This window comes from Pedobacter jejuensis (genome assembly GCF_003725795.1).
Classification (GTDB): Bacteria; Bacteroidota; Bacteroidia; order Sphingobacteriales; family Sphingobacteriaceae; genus Pedobacter; species Pedobacter jejuensis.
Genome location: NZ_RBEE01000012.1, coordinates 103,202 through 128,756, shown reverse-complemented (window position 1 = coordinate 128,756; position 25,555 = coordinate 103,202). Strand labels below are relative to the sequence as shown.

Here is a 25,555-nt window from a genome sequence, read left to right as displayed (position 1 = left end):
ACGATTAAATAAATAGTTTTTTTAGAATTGGTTTTTTGTTCTCCAGATAAAACCGTCAAGAACATAGTGTGTAGCTTGTGGCAATGCTAAAAGTGGCACTAATAAAGATAATAATTCATTTCCTGTAACTTTAGGTAGTGATGAAAACGGTTTAAAAACAGATTGATGCTCCTTCCATATCAAACCGTCCCAAAGTCCTTCTTCAAGGTAAGCCAATGTAATTAGTATGACAATAAAATAAAATATTCCAAAGTTGCCAAAACATAGTTGCATCAGTTTACTTTTAAAACCAACTTTTTTGAGTTTCTTTTTCTCGAAAAACCATATAAGAGCCATATAAGGAATTCCATGAGAAATGACGTTTAATGTTGTAAAAGCCATATCACCATTGAAGTAAACAATACCAAAGTACCAAGACAAAAAAGTTCCAAGAATAATTAGATTTCTAGGGATATTTAACTTTCTCTCACGGACGATTATCGTCAATTCTTTAAAAATATAAATGGTAATTATTGAAATATATGCATAGCCAGATATTTTAAGGATGCTGTCGTTCTGGAATGTGAAAAAATCACCATCTACAAACCAATTGAAATTTCTTGTACTGCTGAGGTGCCAATAAATTAAAGGGTATAATGTTGCGGTGTAAATTGCGACTTTATCTATCAAAGTTATTAGCTGGTTGTGTTTTTCTTTTCTCGAATACAGGCGCATAAATCCATATTGTTGCCTTATGAAATGATACACAGCTAGATACGCCAATATCCGCCAGAACCATTGGCCGTTGAATTGATAAATAATAACGCCGATAATATAACAAAGTATTGGAATGGTGATGAGTAATGCACTTTGTTTTCTCAAGTTTTCAGCATTAAAATATGTTCTGTAAAGGGTACTGTAAACATGGGCAACATCAATAAAAACAATTAAAAACACCCAATATGCTAGTGGGAAATTTTTGGAGTTTTGAAATTTTTCCGGGAAAATAAGTACTAACAATAAAGAAAAAAATGCCGGCGATAAAATAAAAATAATGTCGCTAAGCGCAGAATTTAACCAAGGTTGATTCTCTCTATTTTCCTCCATCTAAAATTTGTTTTGCTGCTTTTATTCCTTGATGAAAGGCTTCCTCAAAGATTGATATTCCGCTCAAATCACTGTGTGCGAAGAAAATTTTATTCTCGATTGGAGCTCTTGCTTTTTCTAAGTTCTCACTCCATATAAAGTTTTTTGTTGGCGCAATCATCCCATGTCCCCACACCCAAAAATCTATGTTTTCAATCGCCTGTGTTATTTCAGGATGTATGACTTCCAGTTCAGGAATTACAATATCCAGCCACTGCTCATAGTTTCTTGAATATGCAGCAAGTCTGGCCACGGTTGGTTCAAAATCACACAATGGTAAGTAATAGGTAATAACTTTTTTATCCTCCGAAATTTTTAAATGCTGCTGTGCTGAATTTACATAACCAACTGAAGCTGTATTATATGCTACGTTATCCCAGCACAAAGCTCTGCCCTTAGATTGTGGCAATTCATTAATGGTAATATTTGCAATTAGCCATGGAGAATAGCTGAAAGTGCTATAATCAATAAGCCTTTGCAAATTTTTTAGCAAGCGGTTATTTATGAATTGAGGTGATGATAAAATGATTTTTTCGGCTTCAATATTTTCGGTAATATTGGTATCAGGATTATAAACTGTTGCCAGAATATTTCCATTTTCCATCAGGTTAATATTGTAGCATAAAGTAGATGTTTTGATATGTTCCTTAAGCTTGCCGGCAAGTTGTTTCATTATCCATCCGTTTCCCTCCGGCCAGGTTAAAATGGCATTTTGTTCTGCATTTGCAGCATTTCCTCTTCTCGATGCAAAGTAGTGTAATCCGGCCCAGGCAGAAATTTTATCTAACTTTTGACCATAATCATCTTTACAAGCATAATTTAAGTACCAAAGCAAGTATTTTGAAGTGTAACCTTTTTCTTCAAGATACTTTTTAAATGTTATTTTGTCTAGTTCCCGGTAGATTTTGTCTGTGGAAGAAGAACTTATCGGGATATTGAATAGAAATTTTCCGTCATTTCCCTTTGTGTTTTTCAGTTTGTTTACAAATGCCAAAAATTCTTTAATTTGATGTTTATCTTCCTCTGGTACACCAAAATCAGGTATTAACCCATCTTGCCATTCACCATTTATCAATAATCTTTCTTCCGGCTCGAACGTTAAAAAGTAATCGTTGTAATAGGGTATATTGTTTTCAAAATGAGTGATTACGTTTATCTCTTTCAAAAAATCAATAAGCAAATCATCATCATTGTTGGCCACTGTGATGTAATGGGCACCGACCGGATAGGAGGATGTTTTGTTGGTTCCATAATGCGAATTTCCACCCGGATGGTTTTCCAGTTCAAGAACTTCGAAATCTTTTTCGCCATTCTTTTGAAGCCACCTTGCAGCCGATAAGCCTGAAATCCCACTACCAACGATTAAAATTTTTACTTTCCTAAAAACTGTGGCTTCGGGTAATTTAACCTTATCACGCAGTATATGACCAGCTTTTGCATTGGGTCCGTTCAGGCTTCCCTTAATATTGTATTTGGATTTGATTTTCGATAAGCAACCGTTTAAGAAAATCCCTCCCGTGATTAAACCGACGCTTAATAAAAACGAGCGTCTTTTTAAATAAGTAGATAAATCAGCTTTATAAGACGTTTGCCCACTCATCTTCGAAGTATTTTACTAGAATTTGGTTATTTAATTTATTCACCTCTGTTTCAACTTTTGCCATATCCTTTGGAAAAAAAAGCATCAGATCTACACTTTCTTTTGAAACAAATTTTAGTCCCGGAATATAATTTTGAGGTTTTTTGTACGGATTTTCAGGTTCGGTCGCTATGATATAACCCCATTCTCCGAAGGACGGAACATAATTGTGGTATGGAATGGTTTTTAAACCAACACTTTCTAATGTTTTATTAACTGTCCAGAAAGATTTTGGTGCGACATATGGTGAAGTTGATTGAACAACCATTAAGCCCCTGGGTGATAAAATACCTTTGACCAGTTTATAAAAGGAATTTGTGTATAATTTGCCAACGGCATAATTTGACGGGTCCGGAAAATCGATTACGATAAAATCAAACTTTTTGTGCTGTGCTTTAATCCAGCTAAATGCATCAGCGTTAATTACTTTTACTTTTTTCGATAATAGCGCATTTTTATTTATATCCAAAAGCATTTTATTAGATTGAAATAGACCAGTCATGCCTTTATCCAAATCTACAAGGGTTATAGAATCGATGTTGGGGTATTTAAGGATTTCCCGAACGGCGAGTCCATCACCGCCACCCATTACCAAAACATGTTTTGCATAAGGTAATGCCTGAAGCCCTGGGTGAACTAAGGCCTCATGATATCTGTATTCATCATCAGAACTAAATTGCAGATTCCCATTTAAGAAAAGCCTTAAAACCTTGTTTTTCTTCGTCAAAATTATTCGTTGATAAGGTGTGCTTTTCGAGTAAATAATGGTATCACTATAGGTTTGGCTTTCCGAAAAACTTGTTATTTTATCTGCATAAACAAAACCAATTAGGAGAATAATAATACTTAAAATTGAAGTGCTTTGCAGGTATTTTGAGGCTCTTATCTCTTTTTTGAAACTTACGCAAACGATTAGTGCTACCGCAACATTTAACATGCCGAACATGTACGCTGTTTTTACCAAACCTAAATGCGGAATTAATAGTAACGGGAAAATTAGAGACGCAAGCAGCGCACCGATATAATCAAATGTAAATACTTTTGAAACCAAATCTTTAAACTCGTAGCGGTCTTTCAAAATCCGCATAAGCAATGGAATTTCTAACCCAACCAAAATACCGGTTAAGCTTACAAAACCGTATAGCACAATCCGAAAGGACGCAATGCTTTCAAAAACTAAGAATAGAACTGTTGAACTAAAACCTCCAACTAAACCGACCAAAATTTCAATCTGAATGAACCATGAAAGAATATTTTTTTCAAAATACTTGGAAATCCAAGAGCCTATTCCCATTGAGAAAAGATATACGCCAATTATTGTAGAGAATTGGGTTACCGAATCGCCAAGTAAATAACTGGCAAGTGTACCAGCAATCAGCTCGTAAATTAATCCACAAGTTGCTACAACGAATACAGAAATTAATAAAAGTGCCGGAAGCTTTTTATTCATGTTAACTGTGTATGGCCGAGCTTATGATAAGCGCTATAGCAATAATAAAAGCTGCAAAAACTACCGCTAATGCCATATTTTGCTTTTCTAAAATTTCTTTCCAAATATTTTCAGGCGTAATTTTTTCTATAATCCAGAAAGCTAAAAAAAGTACAATTATTCCTATTATGGAATAAACCAAAGAGGCGACGATGTACTTCATGCTGATTAATTCATTTAAAGTCATATTGTTTCTTATTTATGATAAAATCTATTTATGTGACCGGAGTTAGTCCTGTTACCATTGAACTCTGTGTTTTTCTCTACGCTATCTTTATAAAATGCCAGGCCGGTTAAGCCACTATAGCCGTAAAAACCGATTAGTATCAGGATGACAAAAAGATAATATTTAATAGGTTTTAGATTCATTTATTCTTCATTTACAAAAGGTGAATAGTCGCTGTTATTCCATCTGCGTTTTTCAAAGTTTCGCATTATGTACCAGCAAATAGCAGGGTAAATGCATAGCAGGAAGATTGTTATGAGGGTGTTACGCCACATGGTAACATTACTTGTAGCTTTAATATAAAGGTTGTTTCTGTTTATATCTCCTGATGATGGATAAACATTCAAGTGGTATTTCCCTTTGGGTATTTCTGATAAAAGGATAGACTCTTTAGTCGAGCCTTCACTCCAACTTTCGCCTTCTTCATAACCATGGTAATATTCGATGCCCTTGCTTACTTCCCAAGTTCGGTTATCATTTTCGTTAACCAAAACAATTGTGGTTTCCAGCCAATTATTATCAACAGCCGATGCAATTTCGAATGATATGTTAGATGACTCGTCCTCTACCGCGAATGATGGGGTAATAAAAGATTTAAATTCATTAACATCTTGCGTGTTATTGTGGCTGATTAAGAAATCATTATTTAAGAGTTCTTTTTCAGGTTTTAGTAATCCTAGCAACAAATGTATAAGCAGAACGAGTACAATCGCAATTCCTGTCATTTGTAATGATGATGTCCATCTGTCATAGTATTTAGATGGCTGGTTAGCTCCAATGCCAATTCTCTCTGGTAGTAGATTCTTGTCAATGCCAAATATTTCTGCTATCGTTTCAGGCTCTAAATATTCAGCGATATAGTAATCTTTAGCGTTATCAATATTTTCTGCAACAACCATATAAGGTGGTGCAATATATTCAGTTGCTTTAACTTTTTCGTTAACAACATCCCAATCAACTTCGCCAAGCATGGCAGTAACCATTGGCGTGTACTTGTTAAACAGTGTATACTCTACATCTTTATAGCCTACGGTTGTTCCATGCGAAATTGGCTCCTTAAAATCGACAATAAAATCTTTACCACCTATTAAATTCCAATGACCATCAAATTCTGATATAGTGATATAGCCTTTATCTAAACTTGTTAAAATGTACTCCCGCCAGTGGTAAATTGTTCCAGCCTCCCTTTTTTCGAGATAAGCAATTAACTTGAAATCAGTGTCTTGGATGTTGGCGGTGCTGCCAAGTTTTAGAATAGGAGTTTTTTCGGGTTTAGTAAGTTGTTTGTTTAAACGCGAAGTATGTTCGTCAATAATGTTTAGGTAAGAGAAACAGGAATCACATACAATGTACTCGCTTTTTGGCAAATCATATACAACGATACTCTGCTTGCAAACAGGGCAATCAATAGTTGCTGATAATTTGAAAAATGATTTTGTCGGTTTTTCCATTAGCGAACAATTTCAGTTTTCTTTATTTCTTCACCATCAAAAAAACTTAATACGGCACTATAAATGGCTTTAACTTTTTTAGTATTGTCTTTTTGGTAGTTTGATAAAAAAATATCAAATGTTGCCAGTTTAAATTCCGGCCATGTATGGATTGATAAATGAGATTCGGTTAAGCAAATAACTGCAGTAAAACCGCCATTGGGAAAATCATGATAAACTTCTCCAACCTTTTCTAAGCCATTTTCAGCTATTAACTGGTTGAATAGACTTTTACAATCATCAAAGGAAGAGAGTTGTTCGTTGTTATCAGTTGTAAATTCTGATAAAATATGTAACCCCGGATTATAGTTCATTTGAGCGTTTAGTATAATTCAAAATTATAAATTTTTTTAACCCGTAAAAGGCTTGAGAAAATAAATTTATAATTCGTCGGCCGTAAAATAATCTTCATCATTTTCTTCCAAAGGAATGTAAATTCTTTCCCATTCATCACCATCTACAATTTCCCAGGTGTGACCAATGCCTTTCGTATCATTGGCTATTAAAATTGTCCCAGGCTCGATGATGAACGTTTTTCCGCTGCTAACTGTAAATTTCAGTTTTCCTTTTATGGTAATCACGAATTGTCTTCTTGGAGCCGGGTGAGAAATGTTTTCGAGTGTCGAAACATCCGTTTTTGAGAAAAAATAGCTGGCTTTAATGTGTTGTTTTACAGGGATTTTGCCAGTTTCAAAATCACAATCGCCGTTTTTTGTATTAAATAAATGGATAGCTTTTAAATAGCTAGGTGTATCGGCTTTTTCTGTTGAAGTATTCATATTAAAATTTTAATTCTGTTTGTCCTTTTTGAGAAATTTCTCTTTCATGTTGCAATAACCATTGTTTTCGCCATAAACCACCAGCATAACCAACTAATTTACCGCCACTACCAATAACCCGGTGACAAGGAACCACAATGGCAATGTTGTTTTTGCCATTTGCTGCTGCTATCGCCCGAATGGCTAATGGATGATGCGCAGAAAACTTGGCGTAAGAAGTGGTTTCGCCATAAGGAATGGTTAGTAAATTTTGCCAGACTTCTTGCTGAAATTGCGTTCCTTTCTGTTTTATTGGAAAATCGAAATCCTTTAAATCGCCTCTGAAATAATCTTCTAATTGAGTTGCCACCGTTTTGGTTAAAGCACTTTCTTCGATTTTATCGATAGCTTTTTCGGAAAAAGTAATTTCCGTGATGAAATCATCTTCTGCAAAGACAGTAATTTTTCCAATTGGCGATATTATAGATGATGCGTAATTCATGAAATTATTTTTTGCCACAGAAATATTTTATCCACGGCTTGATATTGTTGAGCTATTTATATAATTGATTCTTGAAATATTCATGGTTACTTATAGTTTTTGCCACAGAAACACAGAATCCACGGAATTTGGATGCTAAATATTTTTATAATCTATTTTTCAACGACATCTGTGTTCCGTAGCAAAATTTTTCATCAGCATCTGTGTTTATCTTTTTTATCTGTGGTTAATTATCTTCGGAGACAAATTTTTCACCAGCATCCGTGTTTATCTTTTTTATCTGTGGTGAATTATCTTCGGAGACAAAATTTTTTCACCAGCATCCGTGTTTATCCTTTTTATCTGTGGTTAAATTATCTTCGGAGACTAAATTTTTCACCAGCATCTGTGTTTATCCTTTTTATCTGTGATTTATTATCTTCGGAGACAAAATTTTTCATCAGCACCTGTGTTATCCTTTTCATCTGTGGTGAATTATCTTCGGAGACAAAATTTTTCACCAGCATCCGTGTTTATCCTTTTTATCTGTGGTTAATCATCTTCGGAGACAAAATTTTTCACCAGCATCTGTGTTTATCCTTTTTATCTGTGATTTATTATCTTCGGAGACAAAATTTTTCATCAGCATCCTTGTTTATCTGTGGTTAAATTATCTATGTGGCAAACCATTACTACTAAACAATATTACAACAATCCAACAATTTTAACTTCAATTATTTATCAATAAAAGTATCTTTGCGGTTATGCAACTGGCCAAAGAGGTTAAATATTTAATCCACAAGGAAGTACTGTTAGAGTGGCGCTCAAAATATACCATCAACGGGATATTGTTGTATGTAGTTTCTACCATTTTTACCTGCTATTTATCTTTTGTAAGTCTTGGCGATAAATTAACCTGGAACGCCTTATTTTGGGTAATCATGCTTTTTGCATCTATAAACGGAGTATCAAAAAGTTTTTTGCAAGAAACTAAAGGTCAGCAGCTTTACAATTATATTTTGGCTAGTCCGGCGGCAATATTAATTTCAAAAACTGTTTATAATATTTTATTGATGCTGGCTTTAACCACCATTGCATTAGGTTTTTATACATTAGTTTTTGATTCTTTTACACCACCAGATTTGTTGCTTTATTATGTTGCGGTAATTATTGGCAGTATCAGTTTTTCAACGGTTTTTACTATGGTTTCAGCTATTGCAAGTAAGGCTGGAAATGGTGGTATGCTTATGGCGATTTTAAGTTTTCCCATCATCATTCCTGTACTGATATTATTAATCAAACTGGCTAAAAATGCGGTCGACGGCTTGCCCTGGGAGAATAGCTACGATGAAATTGGGATGTTACTTTTGGTAAATGTACTTACCGTTGCAACCTCTTTATTGTTATTTCCTTACCTTTGGCGGGATTAAATTGGAATGATTGAATTATAGAATGAGTGAATTGATATAGCTTGAGAAATGATTGAATTTTGAATTAGTGAAGGATTGAATGGAATGCAATCAATCAAAATTCACTCATTCAAAATTAAAATATAAAATGATTGGTTATTGGAATTGAGGGTAAACATTCACTCATTCAAAATTCACTCATTCAAAATTAAAGTATAAAATGATTGGTTATTGGAATTGAGAGTAAACATTCACTCATTCAAAACTCACTCATTCAAAATTAAAATATAAAATGGTTGGTTATTGGAATTGAGGGTAAACATTCACTCATTTAAAACTCACTCATTCAAAATTAAAATATAAAACGGTTGGTTATTGGAATTGAGGGTAAACATTCACTCATTCAAAACTCACTCATTCAAAATTAAAATATAAAACGGTTGGTTATTGGAATTGAGGGTAAACATTCACTCATTCAAAAATCACTCATTCAAAATTATATACGTATGAATAAAACTTGGTGGAAAATCTTAGGTTCAGTTCTTGTAATTTATACTGCAATTGCAGGATTATTGCTTGGTGTTCCGCGTTTGCCTATTTTAAATGAATCTATCAGGAATTTGTATTTCCATGTACCCATGTGGTTTGCAATGATTGTATTGTTTTCTATCTCTGTTTTTTACAGCATTAAAACGCTGAGCTCTAAAAGTGAAATTGATGATATGAAAGCAGTAGAAAGTGTAAATGCCGGCATCATTTTCGGACTTTTAGGTTTGGTAACCGGAGCCATTTGGGCAAAATTTACCTGGGGCGATTTTTGGAGTTTCGACCCGAAACAGAATTTTGCGGCCATATCCGTTTTACTTTATTTCGCTTATTTAATTCTTCGCAACTCGATAGATGAAGAACAAAAAAGAGCTAAAATTTCGGCTATTTATAACATCTTCGCTTTTCCAATGATGGTGGTTTTACTTTTCGTTTTACCACGATTAAAAGATTCTTTGCATCCAGGCAATGGCGGCAATCCAGGTTTTAATAGTTACGATTTAGATAGCCGCATGCGTATGGTATTTTATCCGGCTTGTTTAGGATGGATATTAATCGGTTACTGGGTTTACACCATCCGTTTCAGATTACGTTCACTAGAAAACAAAGTGCAAGCAAACAAGGATTAAAGAACAAAGATTAAGGAACAAAGAGCAAAGATTGAATTTCGTTATTCTATCTAAGGCATCCAAAAAACCAAACACCTAACAAACAAAAAAACAACATGAAAAAAATACTTTTCTCACTAATTTTAACACTTGTAACGGTACAATTATTTGCACAAGACAATGGTGTAGAAATGGCCGATAAAATGCGTACCGATGGCAAAATCTATGTTGTTGTAGCCTGTATTGTCATCATTTTGTTCGGTTTGCTGGCATATCTATTTTCTATCGATAAAAGATTAAAAAAAATAGAAAAAGAAAACCCGACTAAAAACTAAGTTTAAACAGTTTAAAGCTGTTTTTCTTTACTAAATCAAGTAGTGTTGGCCATACACTAAGTATTTTTTCATTTGGATATATGCAGTTTTTTTAGGCAATTTTGCGGCATACTAAATTCATAAAAAATAAATAATGGCTAATCTAGCAGACGAGAACAAGTTTTTTGCTGATGTATGCAAGAACTTTGACAGTGCGGCTCAATTCACCAATCATCCGGAGGGTTTATTGAACCAGATTAAAGCATGTAATAGTGTGTATCGTTTTCAATTTCCAATTCGCAGAGGAAACGGTTTTGAAGTTATTGATGCATGGCGTGTAGAGCATTCGCATCACATGAGTCCAACCAAAGGCGGTATTCGTTACAGCGAAATGGTTAACGAAGATGAAGTAATGGCACTTGCAGCCCTAATGACATACAAATGTGCTATCGTAAACGTGCCATTCGGCGGTGCAAAAGGCGGTATCAAAATCAACACCAAACAATATAGTGTAGCTGAGCTTGAAACGATTACCCGTCGTTACACCACAGAATTAATCAAGAAAAATTTTATCGGTCCTGGTATTGATGTTCCTGCACCAGATTATGGCTCGGGCGAACGTGAAATGAGCTGGATTGCAGATACTTATATGACCATGAATCCTGGTCAGCTAGATGCGCTAGGCTGTGTAACCGGTAAACCAATTGCTTTACACGGTATTCGTGGTAGAAAAGAAGCTACTGGTCGCGGTGTTGCTTATTCTGTACGCGAATGTGTGGATGTTGCCGAAGATATGGCTAAAATTGGTTTAAAAGCTGGTTTAGGCGATAAACGCGTTATTGTTCAAGGTTTAGGTAACGTGGGCTACCACTCGGCTAAATTCCTTGCAGAATTCGGAGCAACAATCGTTGGTTTATGCGAATATGAAGGCGCAATTTACAATCCAAACGGCTTAAATGTTGATGAGGTTTTTGCTCACCGTAAAAATACGGGTTCAATTTTAGGTTTCCCTGGTGCTACTGATTTTAAAAACTCGATGGAAGGTTTAGAGCAAGATTGCGATATTCTTGTTCCGGCCGCTCTAGAAAACCAGTTTACCGAACTTAACATCCGCAACATTAAAGCAAAAATTATTGCTGAAGGTGCAAACGGACCAACAACGCCAGAGGCTGAGGCTATTTTTACAGAAATGGGTGGTATCATTATTCCAGATATGTACTGCAATGCTGGTGGTGTTACCGTTTCCTATTTCGAATGGTTAAAAAACCTTTCTCACGTAGCATTCGGACGTATGGAAAACCGTTATGCGGCCAATTCAAACGCAAATTTAATTGCTACTTTAGAAAATTTAACTGGAAAAACTATCCTTCCAGAGCATCGCTTAATGATTGTTAAAGGTGCATCAGAAATGGAATTGGTAAACTCTGGTTTAGAAGATACTATGATTCATTCTTATCACGAAATTCGTGAAACCTTGAAGAATAAGCCTGCAACTCAGACTTTAAGAACTGCTGCTTTTGTCAATTCAATTGATAAAATAGCCGTTTCTTATATGAATTTAGGTGTTTGGCCTTAATAAGGTTGAAGGAATAAAGGTGAAAGGTTTAAGGCTTTTCCCCTCAATAGATAAATAATAAAATCCTTGTAGATGTAAAGTTTGCAAGGATTTTTTTTTGGGATTTTCGTTTGTTTCATTTACTAAAAGGCAAATTATTCACTTCATCGTCATTGCGAGGCACGAAGCAATCTAAACAGAAAATTACAATCACTTAATTTTAGATGCAAGGATTTTTTTTTGGAAATGAACGGTCCTGTTTTAATAGTAGTGGGTTGGCCCCGCTTTTCATTACAAGCCCAATGAAATATTGGGGCTTTTCATTTCAATCGGGTTTAGGTACAAGGGTTTGTTTAGCATGTTCACTAAGTCAAAGTAAATGAGTGAAAGTTGATGAGCTAAGTTAATCTGAAGATGTAATGCTTAATTCCTCTAAATCGAGGCGCCATTCTTCTTTTCTAATAATGTCATCATCAAAATCTTTATTACTTTTTAAATGGTGTAGTTCATCACGCTGAACTTTAATTAAATCAACCATAATTTCATGGTAAGCTTTTAAATCCCGCTTGTCAATATCACCTTTTTTAAATGCTTGTATGGTGTCTTTTTTCTCGGCAAGCGAATGTTGAAGCTCGGATTTTAAGTTAACCATCAATTCATTGTGCGTACATTGATATTGATAGTCGGCTTTTAATTTATCTAATGAAATGTCGATAAGTTTCAGCTTAATTTGATTGGTCTGTTCCTGCTCGCTAAGCTTGTGTTTCATTTCAGGTATTTTCAATAATTTCACAACCAATGGCAAGGTTAATCCCTGAAGCACAAGCGTGATAAATATGACAACAAAAGTGATAAAAAGAATAAGGTTTCTTAGTGGAAATGGAATCTGTTCAGAAATCATCACCGGAATGGAAAGCGCTGCAGCTAGAGAAACCACACCCCGCATACCGGCATAAACTATCACCATCGAAGAATGCCAAGTCATACCTTGGTATCGGACTCTGGTTCTTTTATTAAACAACATGGTAATTCTTGCAGTCGAAAACAACCACAAAAAGCGTACAAGCAATGCCAGGAACGTAATTCCCACACCATAGCCAATCGCTTTTGCAATTGGATATTCATCGCCCAAACCATTTACAATATCTGGTAAAGCCAAACCAATTAAAATAAACACCACGCCGTTAAGCATAAAAGTCACAGCCGACCATACCGAAACTGCTTTTACCCTGGAGTTGGAAGTTAAAATAATGTGCGATTGACTGGATAGCAATAATCCACCAGAAACCACCGCCATAACCCCCGATGTTTTAAAATGTTCGGCAACGATATACATGAAATAGGGGGTAAGCAGTGTCAAAACAGTATCAATATTTTCGGTTGTAGGCAACCAACGATGAATGACATAAAATATCGCACCGATTGCCAAACCAACTATAATACCACCTATTGCAACCGTCAGAAAATCTACCACAGCAACATGCATTACGAAGGTTCCGGTAACAACAGTTGCCAAAGCAAACTTAAATACAATTAAACTGGATGCATCATTAACTAAACTTTCACCTTCTAAAAGTGCCGTAACCATTTTAGGTATTTTTACGCCTTTAAGCACTGCTGCGGCTGCTACTGCATCAGGTGGTGAAATAATCCCGCCTAACAAAAATCCCAGTGCTAGAGTAAAACCGGGAATAAAAGCTACTGAGGCATAGGCAACCGCAACCGAGGTAATAAACACTAAACCAACGGCCATTAAAAAGATGGCACCTTTGTATTCCCAAAAGTTTTTCCAAGAGGTAAACCATGCAGACTCATAAAGCAAGGGTGGTAAAAACAGCAAAAAGACAATTTCTGGGTCGATTTTTATATGCGGAATTCCCGGAATGAAACCAATAATTAAACCAGCAATTACTAAAAATATAGGGTAAGAAATCTTCAATTTCTGACCAACCATAACCAAAAGCGTTACGCCAAGTAGTAAAATGAGGATTAAAATAAGGTTATCGTGTAGCATTAAATCAATATGTTTGGTGAAATGGTATTATTTTAACAAATTAAATTTATAAAAATTAGATGGATTGTTATGTGCGGAGAACTTGCAATCGTGATTTAAAAATAGCCCTAAAAGTTTTTTAATAATTGATAAAGCGCATTGATGTTCTTGTTAACCAATTCAAGTTTACCATCTACCTTTATTTTATCATTACCTGTAAATTTTCCATTAGCATTCAATCGAGTTAAATTTTTGGTATAACTGCTGAAAACCGGAATGTTAATTTGCTTATTCAATTTAGTAAAATCGACCATTAATGACGCGAAATTATCTGTAGCAATTTTTTTGGTGTTGATTGATTCAGTTTTTTTCGTAGCGAAAACGAGTTGTTTATCATCGCCACCAATAAATACTTTATAGAGTGGAAAGATTGCTTTGTTCACCAATCCACTATCTGTGTTAATGATGTTTTGCTGGCTTAAATATTTTTTTAATCCGTTTGCATCGGCATCAATACTCAAAAGAATATTCGGAACATCTCGTTTCTGCATGGTTACTTTTTCAACCTTTTCAAAATCATCGTTGTATTCGTAAGTTATCACCGAATCAGTTTGTTGGGTAGAGTTTATCCACTCAAAATCTAAACTTCCTTTATAATACTTCAATAAACTATCTCGCTGTAAATTGAAATTTTTTAGCTTTAAAGTTTTCTCATTATCCGCTTTAAAATCGGCATTTAAATAAAATTTGATTGCACTGGTTTCATTAAATGGCTTATGCGTTGATGTAGCAGTTGGCACAATTCCATTCGATGAAAACTCATGTGCAAAATTTATTGCGCCATCTTCAAAATCAACCGAACCCGTTAATTCTTTTGCCGCGTAAGCAATATGATTTGTAGCATTTTTTAGCGAGTTAAATTTGCTATCTCCAATTTGTATGAATTCTTTTTGGTTTAAAATATCTCTCAAAATGGGTTCAAGATTATCTGTTTGTGTAGACAATGCTATGGCTGCATATTGCTTATTAAAAAGTATATTGAATTTAGCAAAGCTGTTTTTAGCTAGATAATAGTCAGAAGTTTTAGTGATGTTAAGTTTTAAAGTTTGCTTAATGAAATTAGAAAATTCTTGAAAATCATCAATTTCAAATCGCGAAAAAACAGTTGTTTGTGTTTGATTTTCTATGGTGTATAAATAAATACTTGCAGGTATTTTTAATCCAAAATCAAATTTATTTGCTTTATTTTTTTTTAATGTGGTGTCAGTTTTTAAATAATAACCGGCGTTAGAAATCATGTTCAATGCCAGGCTTTTATAAATTTCATCCACACTGATTTTTATTAATGCCGTCGCATTTTTTGGAATAGCTACCTGATTGGCTTTGTATTGCCTGTATTTAAATGTCCCAACAAAGAAAACCAGCAGCAGAATTATGATTAGTACTATTATTTTTAAAAATCTCTTCATAGTTAATGTTGTCACAGATATTTTTTGCCGCAGAATCGCAGAATAAAAACCCTGCTCATAACTCCGTGAATTCCGTGTTTCCGTGGCAAATATTTATTTTGCGTTTCTTTAGTTATAATTCCAGAGAGTTTTTTTGCCACAGAATAGCAGAAAATCACAATAAATCTTGAGTCTTTTTTCTGAAGTTAGAAGCAGTTTAAATTTAATGAAATTATATTTGTCTGAGATTGCTTCGTACCTCGCAATGACGGTATGGCGGTCGTCATTGCGAGGTACGAAGCAATCTCATAAGTAAATATATTTTAAATAGTTTATTAGTGTTTCCGCGGCAAATCGCTTTAGTTAAAAGCAAAACTATTTAGCTGCATTTTCAATCAACGAAAATAGATACTTCAATGCGTTTTCATGGCCATTTGGTATTTCTGCACTAATATCTGCCGATACCAGATTGCCTTTAATTGGGTTAGATTTCATGTAAACATTGCCCATCTTGCCCAAGGTTTCATTAAATTTTTTCGCAGTTTCCTCGCCACCAATTTCATCATTTGGTACTTTACCAACTAAATTTTTAGCGTTAAACAAAAAGCTGAAGTTATTTTTCGCAAGCAAATTTTTGTGTGTTTTACTAATAGATGCCTTGTAAGTATTATTGCTAATGCCTTGCATTTCAGCTAATGAATTTCCGAAAAATACAATGCCGTCTTTTATCATAAAGTAAATATCAATCGGACTTTTCTTCTCTTCAATTTTGTAAATGTTTTCGTTAACACTCACATAATTTTTATTTATGCCGTATTTAATCAATTTATTCATCAGGCGGTTGTCTTCAGAAGAAAACATAAACAGGAAATCGGGCAGAGTTTCATTTTTAGTTTTGGTTACTTCTTTTCGGTTGTAATCATCATCATACTCGTAGCTTGTAAAGGTAACTTCTTTTGTGTTCAAACCATTTATAACAAATAATGCGTCGCCCTTAACTACCTTGCTAACAGCTTCTTCATCCAATAAAAGTGAAAATAAATCCGTTCCTAATTCTATTTCTTCGTCCATTCTAGCGCCAAGAAAAGCACCATAAGTTTGTTTCATTAGTTTAGGGAATTCTTCTAGATAAGCTTTGGTATCGATAGAATAGCCCATAAAACCAATTGCTTTTTCGCTATCAATGTATTTCAAAAAGTTTTTATTCAACTTTCTGTTCATGATTTTTTTGTAGGCATCTGCTTGGTCTTTCGCCAACTCCAATCCGGTGGAGATGCGGAAACTTGTTTTATCCATAAAAAGTTTGGCATTTAAGCTGCCGTAACCTTGCATTAAACCAGTTTTGCCATAAGTGCCAAATTCTGGTACGATTGAATTATAAACGTCTTGTAGACTCGAAACCCAAACTTCTGCAATGGCCTTATCATCTAAACTTGCAGCGTATGATTTGTTATTTTCTATCGATTCGTAACTGGTATTGAAGATTTTATCCGCTTGTGCAGTCATCCATACAAAGACCAGCTGTTTCTTTTTAGCATCTTGTTCGGTCCTCTTTTTTTGATAATCATCGTATTGTTCGTCACCATTTGCATTTTGAATAGCTGCAACAGCACTATCCACGTCATTACGTTCTCCGGTTATAGGCAAATCTCCAATTTCAATTTCTTCTACTACTTTATTTCTTTTTGGTTTTACAGCAGCCTTTTTCTTTGCGGGTTGCTTTTTATTCTTGTTTTTAGCAGAAGTTTTTTTAGCCGATGCATTTTTATATGTTTTAGCTTTTACTACCGGCGGAGCAATCACTTCCTCAATAGCAGGCTCAGCTGTTACAACCATAGTAGAATCTACTGCAACCATTGCGCTATCAGCTATAGCAACATCATCATAGTTATTTTGGTATCTAATTTCTTTAATTCCATACCTGGCAGAATTAGTTGAATCAGCAAAAAATGAACTCCTGATGCTGCCGGTAATAAAATACATCATGTCATTATTCCATTTGATGATGCTTGTACTATCAGGCAAAATCATAGTTTTAATTGCACCCTCGGTTTTAAATTTCTTGTCCTTATCGTTAATCAGGCTTTCGAATTTTGCTGCGTTTTTTAACGGAATCAAGAAACAGTTGTAGGTTATACTGTCGCTTAACTGATTAAAATAGTACATGTTTTTCTCCAGATTAATTCCGAAGTCTTCTATGCTCGTAAATTCTTTATCCAGCGATTTTGATGTTTCAGTTAACAACTTTTTGACTACAAACGATTCGTTAAAATCTTTAACAAACATTAATTTGAAAACATTATCACCTTTTATAGTGGCCACGGTAAATGCATTTGCCGGAATTTTTTTGACTAAATCTTGAGCGTATGTAAATTTGGCAAGAAATAGTAGAGAGATTGCAATTAAGATGTTTTTCATTTTATTTTGATAGTTGTATTTGATTGGAAACATTCATTTTTCCGTTGATTAAATCGGTTATATTACTTTTTAACATTACTGCTTTGCTCGATTTTGAAAGCTTTGACGATGGATTGCTTGTACTTGCCACAGGCGATTCGAAGCGATAAATGCTGGTGTAAGTTGCGCCATTAAAAACGGCCTTATCTTTACTTTTTAATTTATTAAATTCTGTTTTTGCAGTTCCAACAGCCTGATATTTCCTGCTAAATGTTTTGGTGGTTTTGTTGAAGCTGTAGGATGAAGTATTGGTAGCTTTAATTTTTTGCTGCGTTAAAATGTTTTTAGTAATGTTATTGATATTCGAAACATCCTTAAAGGTAAAACTTATGGTTGCGATGTAATTATTAAAATCGGCAGTGCTTTTAACATTGCTTATTCCTTCCGATTTTTTAAGATAGGCAACAGCTTCAGCCAACTCTTGCTGTATTTTCTGTTTACTAGGCACTTTATAACCTTGCACACTATCCAACAGCATTACCGAAGCAACTTTAGTTTTACTCTGGCTTAAATTTATAGTAAGTACAACATCGCCCGTTCCGTTATTGCGCATGGAAATTTCCTCCACAACTTCGAAACAAGAACTGAAAACAGGTACTAAAAATGCAAATAATAAAAGCTTGTAGAACTGCTTAAGGTTCATATTAATCCAATTTAATTGGTTTACTTGGAGATGTAATAAAAAAAGGATTGACTTGTTGAAGGCTCAAACTTAAGAATTAAACTTCGATTTTTATAAAGTGAAGAATTTATTGATGAAAATTTTTAGAACCTATTCTTATAACAATCAAATAAATTTCACATCTATAAAGCTATCAGCTAATTGTCAATATAAAGACAAGAAAAATGTAAACGAGCGTTCGCTAAGCCTATTTTTCTATCTTTGTTGCCAGCTTTTACAATAATACAGGATATGAAAAAAAGTGCAATAATCGGACTAATCACAATTGCAATTTCAATTGGAATTTTATTCAGCTTAAATGCTAATACCGATACGTATTCAAATTTTAAAGAGGCTTCAGCTTCAGAAAAGGAAGAGCATGTAATGGGTTATTGGGATAAATCTAAAGGTACTTATTATGATGCTTTTAAAGATGCTAATCACTTTTCTTTCTTTATGAAAGATGAAAAAGGCGAAATCCGTGAAGTAATTTACAGCGGCACCAAACCTCAGGATTTTGAAAAATCTGAAAAGTTGGTTCTAATCGGTAAAATGAATAATGATAAATTCTACGCGTCTAAAATTTTAATGAAATGCCCATCTAAATACAACGATAATTTAGTTGAAATTAACAAAGATGGTAAGGTTGATGAAGTTGGTGTAAACGGCGAGAAAAAATATAATTAATTTTAATGGATATTCAATTTGTAGGGGAAAACCTGTTGCCGGGTAAAATCGGGCAGTTTTTTATTGTGTTGGCGTTTTGTGCTTCGTTACTATCAACAATTGCATATTTTTATGCTAGTCGCAAAGAAAATTTAGAAGATAAATCTTGGAGAAACCTTGGTAGAATTGGATTTCTTGTAAATTGGTTTAGCATAATTGGTATTGGCGTTACATTATTTTACCTTGTACTAGGCCACTATAATGAATACAGCTATGTTTACTGGCACTCTTCTAAAGAACTACCTATTTATTATATTATCTCAGCTTTTTGGGAAGGTCAGGAGGGAAGTTTCTGGCTTTGGGCTTTTTGGCAATCGTTTTTAGGGGCTTTACTTATTTGGAAGGCTAAAACTTGGGAGCGCCCGGTTATGACCGTTGTGGCTTTTTCGCAAGTGTTTTTAACCTCAATGATTTTAGGCGTCGAAATTTTCGGTGAACGTATAGGAAGTTCTCCTTTCATCTTATTAAGAGAATCACTTGACTTAAAATCAATGGCTCCTGTTGTTTTCGCAAACCCGGAAAACTTCAAAAATTACCTTAAATTTATTACTGATGGTAGGGGATTAAACCCATTATTACAAAACTACTGGATGGTAATTCACCCACCTACATTATTTTTGGGCTTTGCCAGTATGGTAGTTCCGTTTGCTTACGGTATTGCTGGTTTATGGCAAAAACGTTATAAAGAATGGATTAAGCCTGCTATGCCGTGGACGCTTTTTGCGGTAATGGTTTTAGGTACAGGAATTATAATGGGTTCGTTTTGGGCTTATGAAGCATTAAACTTCGGTGGCTTTTGGGCATGGGATCCAGTAGAAAATGCTTCATTAATTCCGTGGTTAACATTAATTGGTGCCGTACACGTAATGATTGCATATAAAAATACCGGTCATGCTTATTTCACAGCTATTGCCTTGGTTTTTTTAAGCTTTCTACTTGTGCTTTATGCATCATTTTTAACCCGAAGTGGAATTTTAGGCGATACATCAGTTCACTCGTTTACCGATATGGGAATGTTTGGGCACCTTATCCTTTACAATGTTGTATTCGCAGTTTTAGCAATTTACCTAATTGTAAAAAGATGGAAAGAATTGCCTATTACAACTAAAGATGAAGAAACTTACTCTCGTGAATTTTGGATGTTTATTGGTGCATTAGTTGTAACCGTAGCATGTATTCAGGTGATATTTTCTACTTCTGTTCCGGTATTTAATAAGGCTTTTGGTACAAAATTTTCTCCACCAATTGATGCTGTAAGGTATTATAATCAATGGCAAGCGCCATTTGCTGTCCTAATTACTTTAATATCAGGTTTTTCTCAATATTTAAAATACAAACGAACTGATCCTCGTAAGTTTTACAGCAGTTTGATTTCGGCAATTTTATTCGCCATTGTATTAACTGGTGGTTTGGTTTACATTACTGGTATTTACACCAATACCATGTATATTTTAATGACGTTTAGTTGCATTTTTGCAGTGATATCAAACGCAAATATTTTATATCAGGCATTTGGTGGTAAAGTAAAATTAGCAGGTTCTGCCATTGCGCACATTGGTTTTGCATTTTTAATTTTGGGTGCATTAATCTCTGCAGCCACTAATAAGCCTTTATCTATCAATGCAAATAACTTTATCCCGGTAAAAGATTTCGAGAAAACCGAAAAGCCTGGAGAAAACATTATGCTGTATAAAAACGAACCTAAAAAAATGGGTAAGTACACAGTAACTTATGTTAGCGATACGGTGGAGGCACCAAATACGATTTATGCGCTAAACTTTAAAGTTTACGATAAAGAAGGAAAGCTGAAAGAAGATTTTAATCTACATCCACACGTTCAGGATAATGAAAAGATGGGATTAATTGCTTCTCCCGATACTAAGCATTATTTAACATACGATGTTTATACCCACATCACCAGTGCTGCGATTAAACAAACAGCTCATGATGATCATGAAGGTCATTCTGATGATGAAAATTATAAAGCGCCGCGAATTGTTAAAGTATCTACGGGAGATACCATTCATACTTCGAGTGGAATTGTAACGGTTAAAGCATTGAATAACAAACCCACTGCTAAAGATTTAGCATTAGGAAAAGGAGATTTTGCAGTTGGATTGCCTTTGGAAATTAATGCTAGTGGTAAAATTTACAATACCGAACCTATTTTTCTAATTAAAGGAAACAACACATTTGATTTTGTACGTAAAGTTGATGAGTTGGATTTGAAATTCCGTTTTTCAAGGGTTTTGCCTGATGAAAAGAAAGTAGAGTTGCAAATCTTTGAAAAACCACAGCAGGCAAAAGATTGGATAGTTTTTAAAGCAATTGAATTTCCTTACATCAACTTATATTGGGCCGGTACAATTATAATGGTTATAGGTTTCTTATTGTCGATTTTTAGACGACAAAAGGAAGCTAAAACGGCTTAAATCTGATGAAGATTGTTATAATAGGTTCTGGTAATGTTGCTACCCATCTTTCTTTGGCATTAAAAGCTGCAGGTGAAGAAATTGTACAGGTTTTTAGTTTAAACTTAAATAACGCAGAAACATTAGCTAAAAGAATTCAAGCAGAACCGATTAGCAATATATCAAAGATCAATCGATTGGCGGATTTGTATATTATCTGTGTTAAAGATGATGCAATAAGTGAAATTGCAAAAGAATTTAATGATATTGATGGTTTAGTTGTTCATACCTCTGGTAGCACAGATATTAAAGTTCTGTCATCTGAATTAAAGCATGTCGGTGTTTTTTATCCGCTGCAAACTTTCTCTAAAACTAAAGATGTTGATTTCGCTAATATCCCTGTTTGTATAGAAGCTACAGATGCAAAGCAGCTCGACATCCTAAAAAATATCGCTCATAAACTCAGTTCTAGGGTTTATACAATTGATAGCGAGCAAAGGAGAGTGTTGCATTTGGCGGCAGTTTTTGCATGTAATTTTACAAACCACATGTATGCCATGGCAAACCAAATTTTATTAAATAATAACATAGATTTCGATATTATTAAACCATTAATTACCGAAACTGCCGATAAAATTTTAAATGATTTACCAGAAAATGTACAAACTGGTCCGGCTGTAAGGAATGATGATAACACAATTAATAAGCATTTAAACATGCTTGCAGACCTGCCTAAACTGCAGGAAATTTACATAACCTTAAGCAATAGCATTAAATTATCTCACAAAATAGTATAATTGTCGGTTTGCTTATTACTTTTGCACAATAATTATGAGCATTTTTAAACTTAAAATAAATTTTGAAGAAGCAGATCATCAATCAATAGAATTACCTATTGCTGCGGGAGAATCTGTTTTGGATGTTTGTCTGGATAATGGAATTGAGTTGCAGCACAACTGCGGTGGTGTTTGCGGCTGTAGTACTTGCCATGTTTACGTAACTAAAGGTATGGATAGCCTTGAAGAAATTTCGGATAAGGAAGAAGATTTTATAGATAGAGCGGTTAGACCAAGAATTACTTCTCGTTTAGGTTGCCAATGTGTGGTTATTGATGGCGATATTGAAGTTACCATTCCTGACCAATCTGATTTTATGGGACACTAAAAATTCAGAAATCTTTAATCTGAAATCAGAGAACCATTTGAAATTTCAATTTTTAACAAATCAACAACACTAACAAAACATGAACAACGATAAATTTGATTTACCAATTTACTGGAATGATTACGAAGATATTGCGATGTCTTTATATGAGAAATTTGGTGATGAATTTGGTGAAACTAAAATATACAGAATCCGTTTTACAGATTTATTAGAGTGGGTATTACAATTGCCAAACTTTAAAGGCACCCGCGAAGAAAGTAATGAAGGTCACTTGGAACAAATTCAAACCGCATGGTGCTACGAGTGGAGAGATAATCAGGATTAGGTTGAGGTAGATAAAGGCTGAGATTGAGGTCAAGGTTGAGGTTGAGATTGAGATTGAGATTGAGGCTAAGATTGGGATCGAGGCTAAGATTGGGGTCGAGGTTGATCGCGATTTGTTGAAGATAAGGCATAGACATATAACATTTGGTTTACTTTGAATAAGAATTTTATAATCTTTAATCGATAAATTTTACACATAACTCACCTCGTATAACTGACAACGCCTAAAACACAACCCCATAATATATATCTTGCAACACACATGTTTCTCCAAAAGCTAAAAAACATAACAACTTTTATTTTCGATGTTGATGGCGTTTTAACAGATGGTTCTGTTCAGGTTATGGATAACGGACAATCGTTGCGCACTTTTAACATCAAAGATGGCTATGCAATGCAATTGGCTGTCAAACGAGGTTATCATGTTTGTATCATTTCTGGCGGCGATGGAATTGCGATGGCTAAACGCTTTCATAATTTAGGTATCACCGACGTTTTTTTAGCTGCTGGCGATAAAGTAGAAATATTCAATCAATATATTGCGGATAGGAATATTGATGCTTCAGAAGTTCTTTACATGGGAGATGATATTCCTGATTTAAAGGTTATGAAACTAGTTGGGTTACCAACATGCCCTGCTGATGCTGTAGAAGAGATAAAAGAAATTTCAGAGTTCATATCGCCGTTTAATGGTGGTAAAACCGCTGCTCGAGATATTATTGAAAAAGTAATGAAAGTGCAGGGTAAGTGGCTTGATGAAAATCCAATTGCTGCCGATTCGGGTAAATAAATCACAATAAATTTTTTCTGGGTTGAGTAGAATGCAATTGATGATAATTGCAACAGTTAAGTTACGTTTCGTAATTAAACTTTATGATTATTCTTCATTCCAATACTTCAAAAAATTTACCCTAAAAACAGATATATAGATTAATGTCTATCTATCAAAAAAAAACAAAAACATGAAAAAATTAATGATGATTTGTGCGTTGTTATTCTCTGTAATAACTTACGCAAGTGCACAACAAGGTGGCGGTCGTATGGGCGGAACACCAGAAGAAAGAGCAAAAAGAAGTACTGATCAATTGGTAGAAAAGTTAAAGCTTACTGAAGATCAAAAAACAAAAGTAATGGCGATTTATACTGCTCAAAATGCAGAAATGACCAAAGCTAGAGAAGCAGCTGGAGATGATATGTCTGGCATGAGAGAAAAAATGACAAAAATGAATGCTGAAACCAATACAAAAATTGAAGCCGTGTTAACCGACGAGCAAAAACCAGCATTTAAAACCATGTTAGAAGAACGTAAAAAAGCAATGGAAGCCCGTATGAATGGTGGCGGCCAATAATTGATTTTATACAATAATATTTTTAATAACAAAAGCGGCTTTATGTCGCTTTTGTTATTTTAGCAGAAATTTTTAAAAATGCTATTTAATACACCAATTATACTTGCTTCTAAATCTCCACGAAGGCAAGAACTTTTAAAATTAATGGGCTTGAACTTCAAAGTCGAATTGAAAGATGTTGATGAAAGTTATCCAGAAGGTTTAAATCCAGCAGAAATTTCGGTTTACATTTCAGAAAAAAAGGCTAAAGCGTTTAAGGCTGAAAATGAAATTGTTATAACTGCCGATACAATAGTTGCAATCGATGGAGAAATTTTGGGTAAGCCAAATGATAGATTACATGCGCAACAGATGTTGCAGAAGTTGTCTGGCTCGGCACATGAGGTTTATACAGGTGTAACCATTGTAAAGGGCAGCAAATTATATTCTTTTTATGATGTAACGGAAGTCATTTGCAGAGTAGTAACCAGTGAAGAAATTGATTTCTACATAGATAATTTTAAGCCATACGATAAAGCTGGAAGCTATGGTGTACAGGATTGGTGGGGCAATGTTGTTGTCGAAAAAATTAATGGTTCTTACACAAATGTAATGGGCTTACCTACGGAAAAGCTATATAAAGAGTTACAAAAATTTATTTAATCTTCATCACTTTGTGGAATTTCCCTAATTGCTTCATCATGATTTAAAATAAAAATTATGAAAACCACACAATTTGAAGTTACAATACAGGAACCATGTTTGCAAAACTGGGATGAAATGGAAAGCCAAAACCAGGATAAGTTTTGTGTTTCTTGCAATAAATGTGTGATAGATTTTTCAAACTACAGCAATGCTGAAATTATTAGCACGCTAGCCAATTCAAAAACCGAAATTTGCGGAAGATTGTCTCAAAATCAACTTAATCAATTAAACTACTATTTGATTGCTGTTCCTTCAAATAGAAATTGGATGAAGTATTTAGGTGTTCTGGCCATTGGGGCGAGTATTTTTATACAGGATGTTAATGCTGCTGTACCTGTAAAGTATCCTAATTCAATTTCATTATCTGATGTAAAACCCAATTTAAAAGACGAAAAACCATCACTCAATCGTGTGTTTTATGGATATGTTTTTTTTGGAGATAATAAACCTGCTGCAGGATTAAAATTGCAGATTAAGAACACAAACTATACAGCAGTAACTGATAAAAATGGTCGCTATGAGTTTAAACTGGATGACAACTTTGATCGTAAATCAAATGTTGTAATCATCAAGGAATCTGATTATGTTACGGAACTAAAATTGAATTTCAATACCTCAAAGCAGCAAAATTATTATCCAGCAAAGATGCAATCGATGATTTTAGGGAGGATGATGTATGTGCCAAAAAAATCTTAATA

General features: G+C 34.4%; 25 protein-coding genes. 13 read left to right on the top strand and 12 right to left on the bottom strand.

Annotation, left to right across the window (positions count from 1 at the left end):
• Nucleotides 1-21: 21 nt before the first annotated feature.
• The 8 genes from D7004_RS08100 to D7004_RS08065 all read right to left on the bottom strand — a co-directional run bounded on the left by D7004_RS08100 (nucleotide 22) and on the right by D7004_RS08065 (nucleotide 7,229).
• On the bottom strand, nucleotides 22-1,086 hold the full coding sequence (locus D7004_RS08100; RefSeq protein WP_123205376.1) for a hypothetical protein: 1,065 nt from the start codon (nucleotides 1,084-1,086) through the stop codon (nucleotides 22-24).
• A complete protein-coding gene (locus tag D7004_RS08095) occupies nucleotides 1,073-2,725 on the bottom strand; it encodes an NAD(P)-binding protein (RefSeq protein ID WP_123205375.1) in 1,653 nt (550 codons plus the stop codon). Before D7004_RS08095 ends, D7004_RS08100 begins: the two co-directional genes overlap by 14 nt.
• The gene (locus tag D7004_RS08090) at nucleotides 2,703-4,214 is read right to left on the bottom strand and encodes a polyamine aminopropyltransferase (RefSeq protein ID WP_123205374.1); all 1,512 of its coding nucleotides are present in this window, start codon (nucleotides 4,212-4,214) and stop codon (nucleotides 2,703-2,705) included. Before D7004_RS08090 ends, D7004_RS08095 begins: the two co-directional genes overlap by 23 nt.
• Before the next feature lies 1 nt (nucleotide 4,215).
• The gene (locus D7004_RS08085; protein ID WP_123205373.1) at nucleotides 4,216-4,440 is read right to left on the bottom strand and encodes a DUF350 domain-containing protein; all 225 of its coding nucleotides are present in this window, start codon (nucleotides 4,438-4,440) and stop codon (nucleotides 4,216-4,218) included.
• Between the two features lie 182 nt (nucleotides 4,441-4,622).
• Complete coding sequence (locus tag D7004_RS08080) at nucleotides 4,623-5,930, bottom strand: DUF4178 domain-containing protein (RefSeq protein ID WP_123205372.1); 1,308 nt, start codon at nucleotides 5,928-5,930, stop codon at nucleotides 4,623-4,625.
• Nucleotides 5,930-6,283: an S-adenosylmethionine decarboxylase family protein gene (locus tag D7004_RS08075; RefSeq protein ID WP_123205371.1), complete on the bottom strand. Its 354-nt coding sequence runs from the start codon at nucleotides 6,281-6,283 to the stop codon at nucleotides 5,930-5,932. Before D7004_RS08075 ends, D7004_RS08080 begins: the two co-directional genes overlap by 1 nt.
• A 66-nt stretch (nucleotides 6,284-6,349) precedes the next feature.
• On the bottom strand, nucleotides 6,350-6,748 hold the full coding sequence (locus D7004_RS08070) for a cupin domain-containing protein (RefSeq protein WP_123205370.1): 399 nt from the start codon (nucleotides 6,746-6,748) through the stop codon (nucleotides 6,350-6,352).
• A 1-nt stretch (nucleotide 6,749) separates the two neighbouring features.
• A complete protein-coding gene (locus D7004_RS08065) occupies nucleotides 6,750-7,229 on the bottom strand; it encodes a methylated-DNA--[protein]-cysteine S-methyltransferase (protein ID WP_123205369.1) in 480 nt (159 codons plus the stop codon).
• Between the two features lie 743 nt (nucleotides 7,230-7,972).
• On the opposite strand from D7004_RS08065, the gene D7004_RS08060 reads away from it, so the two are divergent.
• The 4 genes from D7004_RS08060 to D7004_RS08045 all read left to right on the top strand — a co-directional run bounded on the left by D7004_RS08060 (nucleotide 7,973) and on the right by D7004_RS08045 (nucleotide 11,661).
• Nucleotides 7,973-8,638, top strand: a complete 666-nt coding sequence (locus tag D7004_RS08060; RefSeq protein ID WP_123205368.1) for a heme exporter protein CcmB — start codon at nucleotides 7,973-7,975, stop codon at nucleotides 8,636-8,638.
• A gap of 485 nt (nucleotides 8,639-9,123) precedes the next feature.
• Nucleotides 9,124-9,792, top strand: a complete 669-nt coding sequence (gene ccsA / locus D7004_RS08055) for a cytochrome c biogenesis protein CcsA (protein ID WP_123205367.1) — start codon at nucleotides 9,124-9,126, stop codon at nucleotides 9,790-9,792.
• Nucleotides 9,793-9,887: 95 nt separating this feature from the next.
• Nucleotides 9,888-10,106 carry a CcmD family protein gene (locus tag D7004_RS08050; RefSeq protein WP_123205366.1) on the top strand — a complete coding sequence of 73 codons (219 nt, stop codon included), beginning with the start codon at nucleotides 9,888-9,890 and terminating at the stop codon, nucleotides 10,104-10,106.
• Nucleotides 10,107-10,239: 133 nt separating this feature from the next.
• A complete protein-coding gene (locus D7004_RS08045; RefSeq protein ID WP_123205365.1) occupies nucleotides 10,240-11,661 on the top strand; it encodes a Glu/Leu/Phe/Val family dehydrogenase in 1,422 nt (473 codons plus the stop codon).
• 382 nt (nucleotides 11,662-12,043) lie between these two features.
• Here D7004_RS08045 and D7004_RS08040 read toward each other — a convergent pair whose 3' ends face one another.
• The 4 genes from D7004_RS08040 to D7004_RS08025 form a co-directional block, all read right to left on the bottom strand.
• On the bottom strand, nucleotides 12,044-13,654 hold the full coding sequence (locus D7004_RS08040) for a Na+/H+ antiporter (protein ID WP_123205364.1): 1,611 nt from the start codon (nucleotides 13,652-13,654) through the stop codon (nucleotides 12,044-12,046).
• Between the two features lie 107 nt (nucleotides 13,655-13,761).
• Complete coding sequence (locus D7004_RS08035) at nucleotides 13,762-15,102, bottom strand: hypothetical protein (RefSeq protein WP_123205363.1); 1,341 nt, start codon at nucleotides 15,100-15,102, stop codon at nucleotides 13,762-13,764.
• Nucleotides 15,103-15,456: 354 nt separating this feature from the next.
• Entirely contained in the window at nucleotides 15,457-17,499 is a 2,043-nt protein-coding gene (locus D7004_RS08030; RefSeq protein ID WP_148042773.1) for a hypothetical protein, read from the bottom strand.
• 1 nt (nucleotide 17,500) lies between these two features.
• On the bottom strand, nucleotides 17,501-18,181 hold the full coding sequence (locus tag D7004_RS08025) for a hypothetical protein (RefSeq protein WP_123205361.1): 681 nt from the start codon (nucleotides 18,179-18,181) through the stop codon (nucleotides 17,501-17,503).
• A gap of 270 nt (nucleotides 18,182-18,451) precedes the next feature.
• On the opposite strand from D7004_RS08025, the gene D7004_RS08020 reads away from it, so the two are divergent.
• The 9 genes from D7004_RS08020 (at nucleotide 18,452) to D7004_RS07980 (ending at nucleotide 25,553) form a co-directional block, all read left to right on the top strand.
• Nucleotides 18,452-18,886, top strand: coding sequence for a cytochrome c maturation protein CcmE domain-containing protein (locus D7004_RS08020; RefSeq protein ID WP_123205360.1), 435 nt, complete (start codon nucleotides 18,452-18,454; stop codon nucleotides 18,884-18,886).
• Nucleotides 18,887-18,891: 5 nt separating this feature from the next.
• Nucleotides 18,892-21,357 (top strand): heme lyase CcmF/NrfE family subunit, encoded by a 2,466-nt coding sequence (locus tag D7004_RS08015; RefSeq protein WP_123205359.1) that lies wholly within the window; start codon nucleotides 18,892-18,894, stop codon nucleotides 21,355-21,357.
• Nucleotides 21,358-21,362: 5 nt separating this feature from the next.
• Nucleotides 21,363-22,133, top strand: a complete 771-nt coding sequence (locus D7004_RS08010) for a Rossmann-like and DUF2520 domain-containing protein (RefSeq protein WP_123205358.1) — start codon at nucleotides 21,363-21,365, stop codon at nucleotides 22,131-22,133.
• 34 nt (nucleotides 22,134-22,167) lie between these two features.
• Complete coding sequence (locus D7004_RS08005; RefSeq protein ID WP_123205357.1) at nucleotides 22,168-22,500, top strand: 2Fe-2S iron-sulfur cluster-binding protein; 333 nt, start codon at nucleotides 22,168-22,170, stop codon at nucleotides 22,498-22,500.
• Between the two features lie 79 nt (nucleotides 22,501-22,579).
• Nucleotides 22,580-22,825, top strand: a complete 246-nt coding sequence (gene iscX, locus D7004_RS08000) for a Fe-S cluster assembly protein IscX (protein ID WP_123205356.1) — start codon at nucleotides 22,580-22,582, stop codon at nucleotides 22,823-22,825.
• 261 nt (nucleotides 22,826-23,086) lie between these two features.
• The gene (locus tag D7004_RS07995; RefSeq protein ID WP_123205355.1) at nucleotides 23,087-23,614 is read left to right on the top strand and encodes a KdsC family phosphatase; all 528 of its coding nucleotides are present in this window, start codon (nucleotides 23,087-23,089) and stop codon (nucleotides 23,612-23,614) included.
• Between the two features lie 172 nt (nucleotides 23,615-23,786).
• Nucleotides 23,787-24,173: a hypothetical protein gene (locus D7004_RS07990; protein WP_123205354.1), complete on the top strand. Its 387-nt coding sequence runs from the start codon at nucleotides 23,787-23,789 to the stop codon at nucleotides 24,171-24,173.
• A gap of 78 nt (nucleotides 24,174-24,251) precedes the next feature.
• Nucleotides 24,252-24,815 (top strand): Maf family protein, encoded by a 564-nt coding sequence (locus D7004_RS07985; RefSeq protein ID WP_123205353.1) that lies wholly within the window; start codon nucleotides 24,252-24,254, stop codon nucleotides 24,813-24,815.
• 57 nt (nucleotides 24,816-24,872) lie between these two features.
• On the top strand, nucleotides 24,873-25,553 hold the full coding sequence (locus D7004_RS07980) for a hypothetical protein (protein WP_123205352.1): 681 nt from the start codon (nucleotides 24,873-24,875) through the stop codon (nucleotides 25,551-25,553).
• The last annotated feature ends 2 nt before the right edge of the window (nucleotides 25,554-25,555 follow it).

Bases quoted from the DNA above. Each gene is read 5' to 3' on its own strand.
- D7004_RS07995 (WP_123205355.1), top strand. From the start codon at position 23,087: ATGTTTCTCCAAAAGCTAAAAAACATAACAACTTTTATTTTCGATGTT.
- D7004_RS08045 (WP_123205365.1), top strand. From the start codon at position 10,240: ATGGCTAATCTAGCAGACGAGAACAAGTTTTTTGCTGATGTATGCAAG.
- D7004_RS08010 (WP_123205358.1), top strand. From the start codon at position 21,363: ATGAAGATTGTTATAATAGGTTCTGGTAATGTTGCTACCCATCTTTCT.
- D7004_RS08075 (WP_123205371.1), bottom strand. From the start codon at position 6,283: ATGAACTATAATCCGGGGTTACATATTTTATCAGAATTTACAACTGAT.
- D7004_RS08060 (WP_123205368.1), top strand. From the start codon at position 7,973: ATGCAACTGGCCAAAGAGGTTAAATATTTAATCCACAAGGAAGTACTG.
- D7004_RS08015 (WP_123205359.1), top strand. From the start codon at position 18,892: ATGGATATTCAATTTGTAGGGGAAAACCTGTTGCCGGGTAAAATCGGG.
- D7004_RS08095 (WP_123205375.1), bottom strand. From the start codon at position 2,725: ATGAGTGGGCAAACGTCTTATAAAGCTGATTTATCTACTTATTTAAAA.
- D7004_RS08085 (WP_123205373.1), bottom strand. From the start codon at position 4,440: ATGACTTTAAATGAATTAATCAGCATGAAGTACATCGTCGCCTCTTTG.
- D7004_RS08065 (WP_123205369.1), bottom strand. From the start codon at position 7,229: ATGAATTACGCATCATCTATAATATCGCCAATTGGAAAAATTACTGTC.
- iscX (WP_123205356.1), top strand. From the start codon at position 22,580: ATGAACAACGATAAATTTGATTTACCAATTTACTGGAATGATTACGAA.
- D7004_RS07980 (WP_123205352.1), top strand. From the start codon at position 24,873: ATGAAAACCACACAATTTGAAGTTACAATACAGGAACCATGTTTGCAA.
- D7004_RS08020 (WP_123205360.1), top strand. From the start codon at position 18,452: ATGAAAAAAAGTGCAATAATCGGACTAATCACAATTGCAATTTCAATT.
- D7004_RS08080 (WP_123205372.1), bottom strand. From the start codon at position 5,930: ATGGAAAAACCGACAAAATCATTTTTCAAATTATCAGCAACTATTGAT.
- D7004_RS08025 (WP_123205361.1), bottom strand. From the start codon at position 18,181: ATGAACCTTAAGCAGTTCTACAAGCTTTTATTATTTGCATTTTTAGTA.
- D7004_RS08090 (WP_123205374.1), bottom strand. From the start codon at position 4,214: ATGAATAAAAAGCTTCCGGCACTTTTATTAATTTCTGTATTCGTTGTA.
- D7004_RS07985 (WP_123205353.1), top strand. From the start codon at position 24,252: ATGCTATTTAATACACCAATTATACTTGCTTCTAAATCTCCACGAAGG.
- ccsA (WP_123205367.1), top strand. From the start codon at position 9,124: ATGAATAAAACTTGGTGGAAAATCTTAGGTTCAGTTCTTGTAATTTAT.
- D7004_RS08070 (WP_123205370.1), bottom strand. From the start codon at position 6,748: ATGAATACTTCAACAGAAAAAGCCGATACACCTAGCTATTTAAAAGCT.
- D7004_RS08100 (WP_123205376.1), bottom strand. From the start codon at position 1,086: ATGGAGGAAAATAGAGAGAATCAACCTTGGTTAAATTCTGCGCTTAGC.
- D7004_RS08040 (WP_123205364.1), bottom strand. From the start codon at position 13,654: ATGCTACACGATAACCTTATTTTAATCCTCATTTTACTACTTGGCGTA.
- D7004_RS08050 (WP_123205366.1), top strand. From the start codon at position 9,888: ATGAAAAAAATACTTTTCTCACTAATTTTAACACTTGTAACGGTACAA.
- D7004_RS07990 (WP_123205354.1), top strand. From the start codon at position 23,787: ATGAAAAAATTAATGATGATTTGTGCGTTGTTATTCTCTGTAATAACT.
- D7004_RS08005 (WP_123205357.1), top strand. From the start codon at position 22,168: ATGAGCATTTTTAAACTTAAAATAAATTTTGAAGAAGCAGATCATCAA.
- D7004_RS08035 (WP_123205363.1), bottom strand. From the start codon at position 15,102: ATGAAGAGATTTTTAAAAATAATAGTACTAATCATAATTCTGCTGCTG.
- D7004_RS08030 (WP_148042773.1), bottom strand. From the start codon at position 17,499: ATGAAAAACATCTTAATTGCAATCTCTCTACTATTTCTTGCCAAATTT.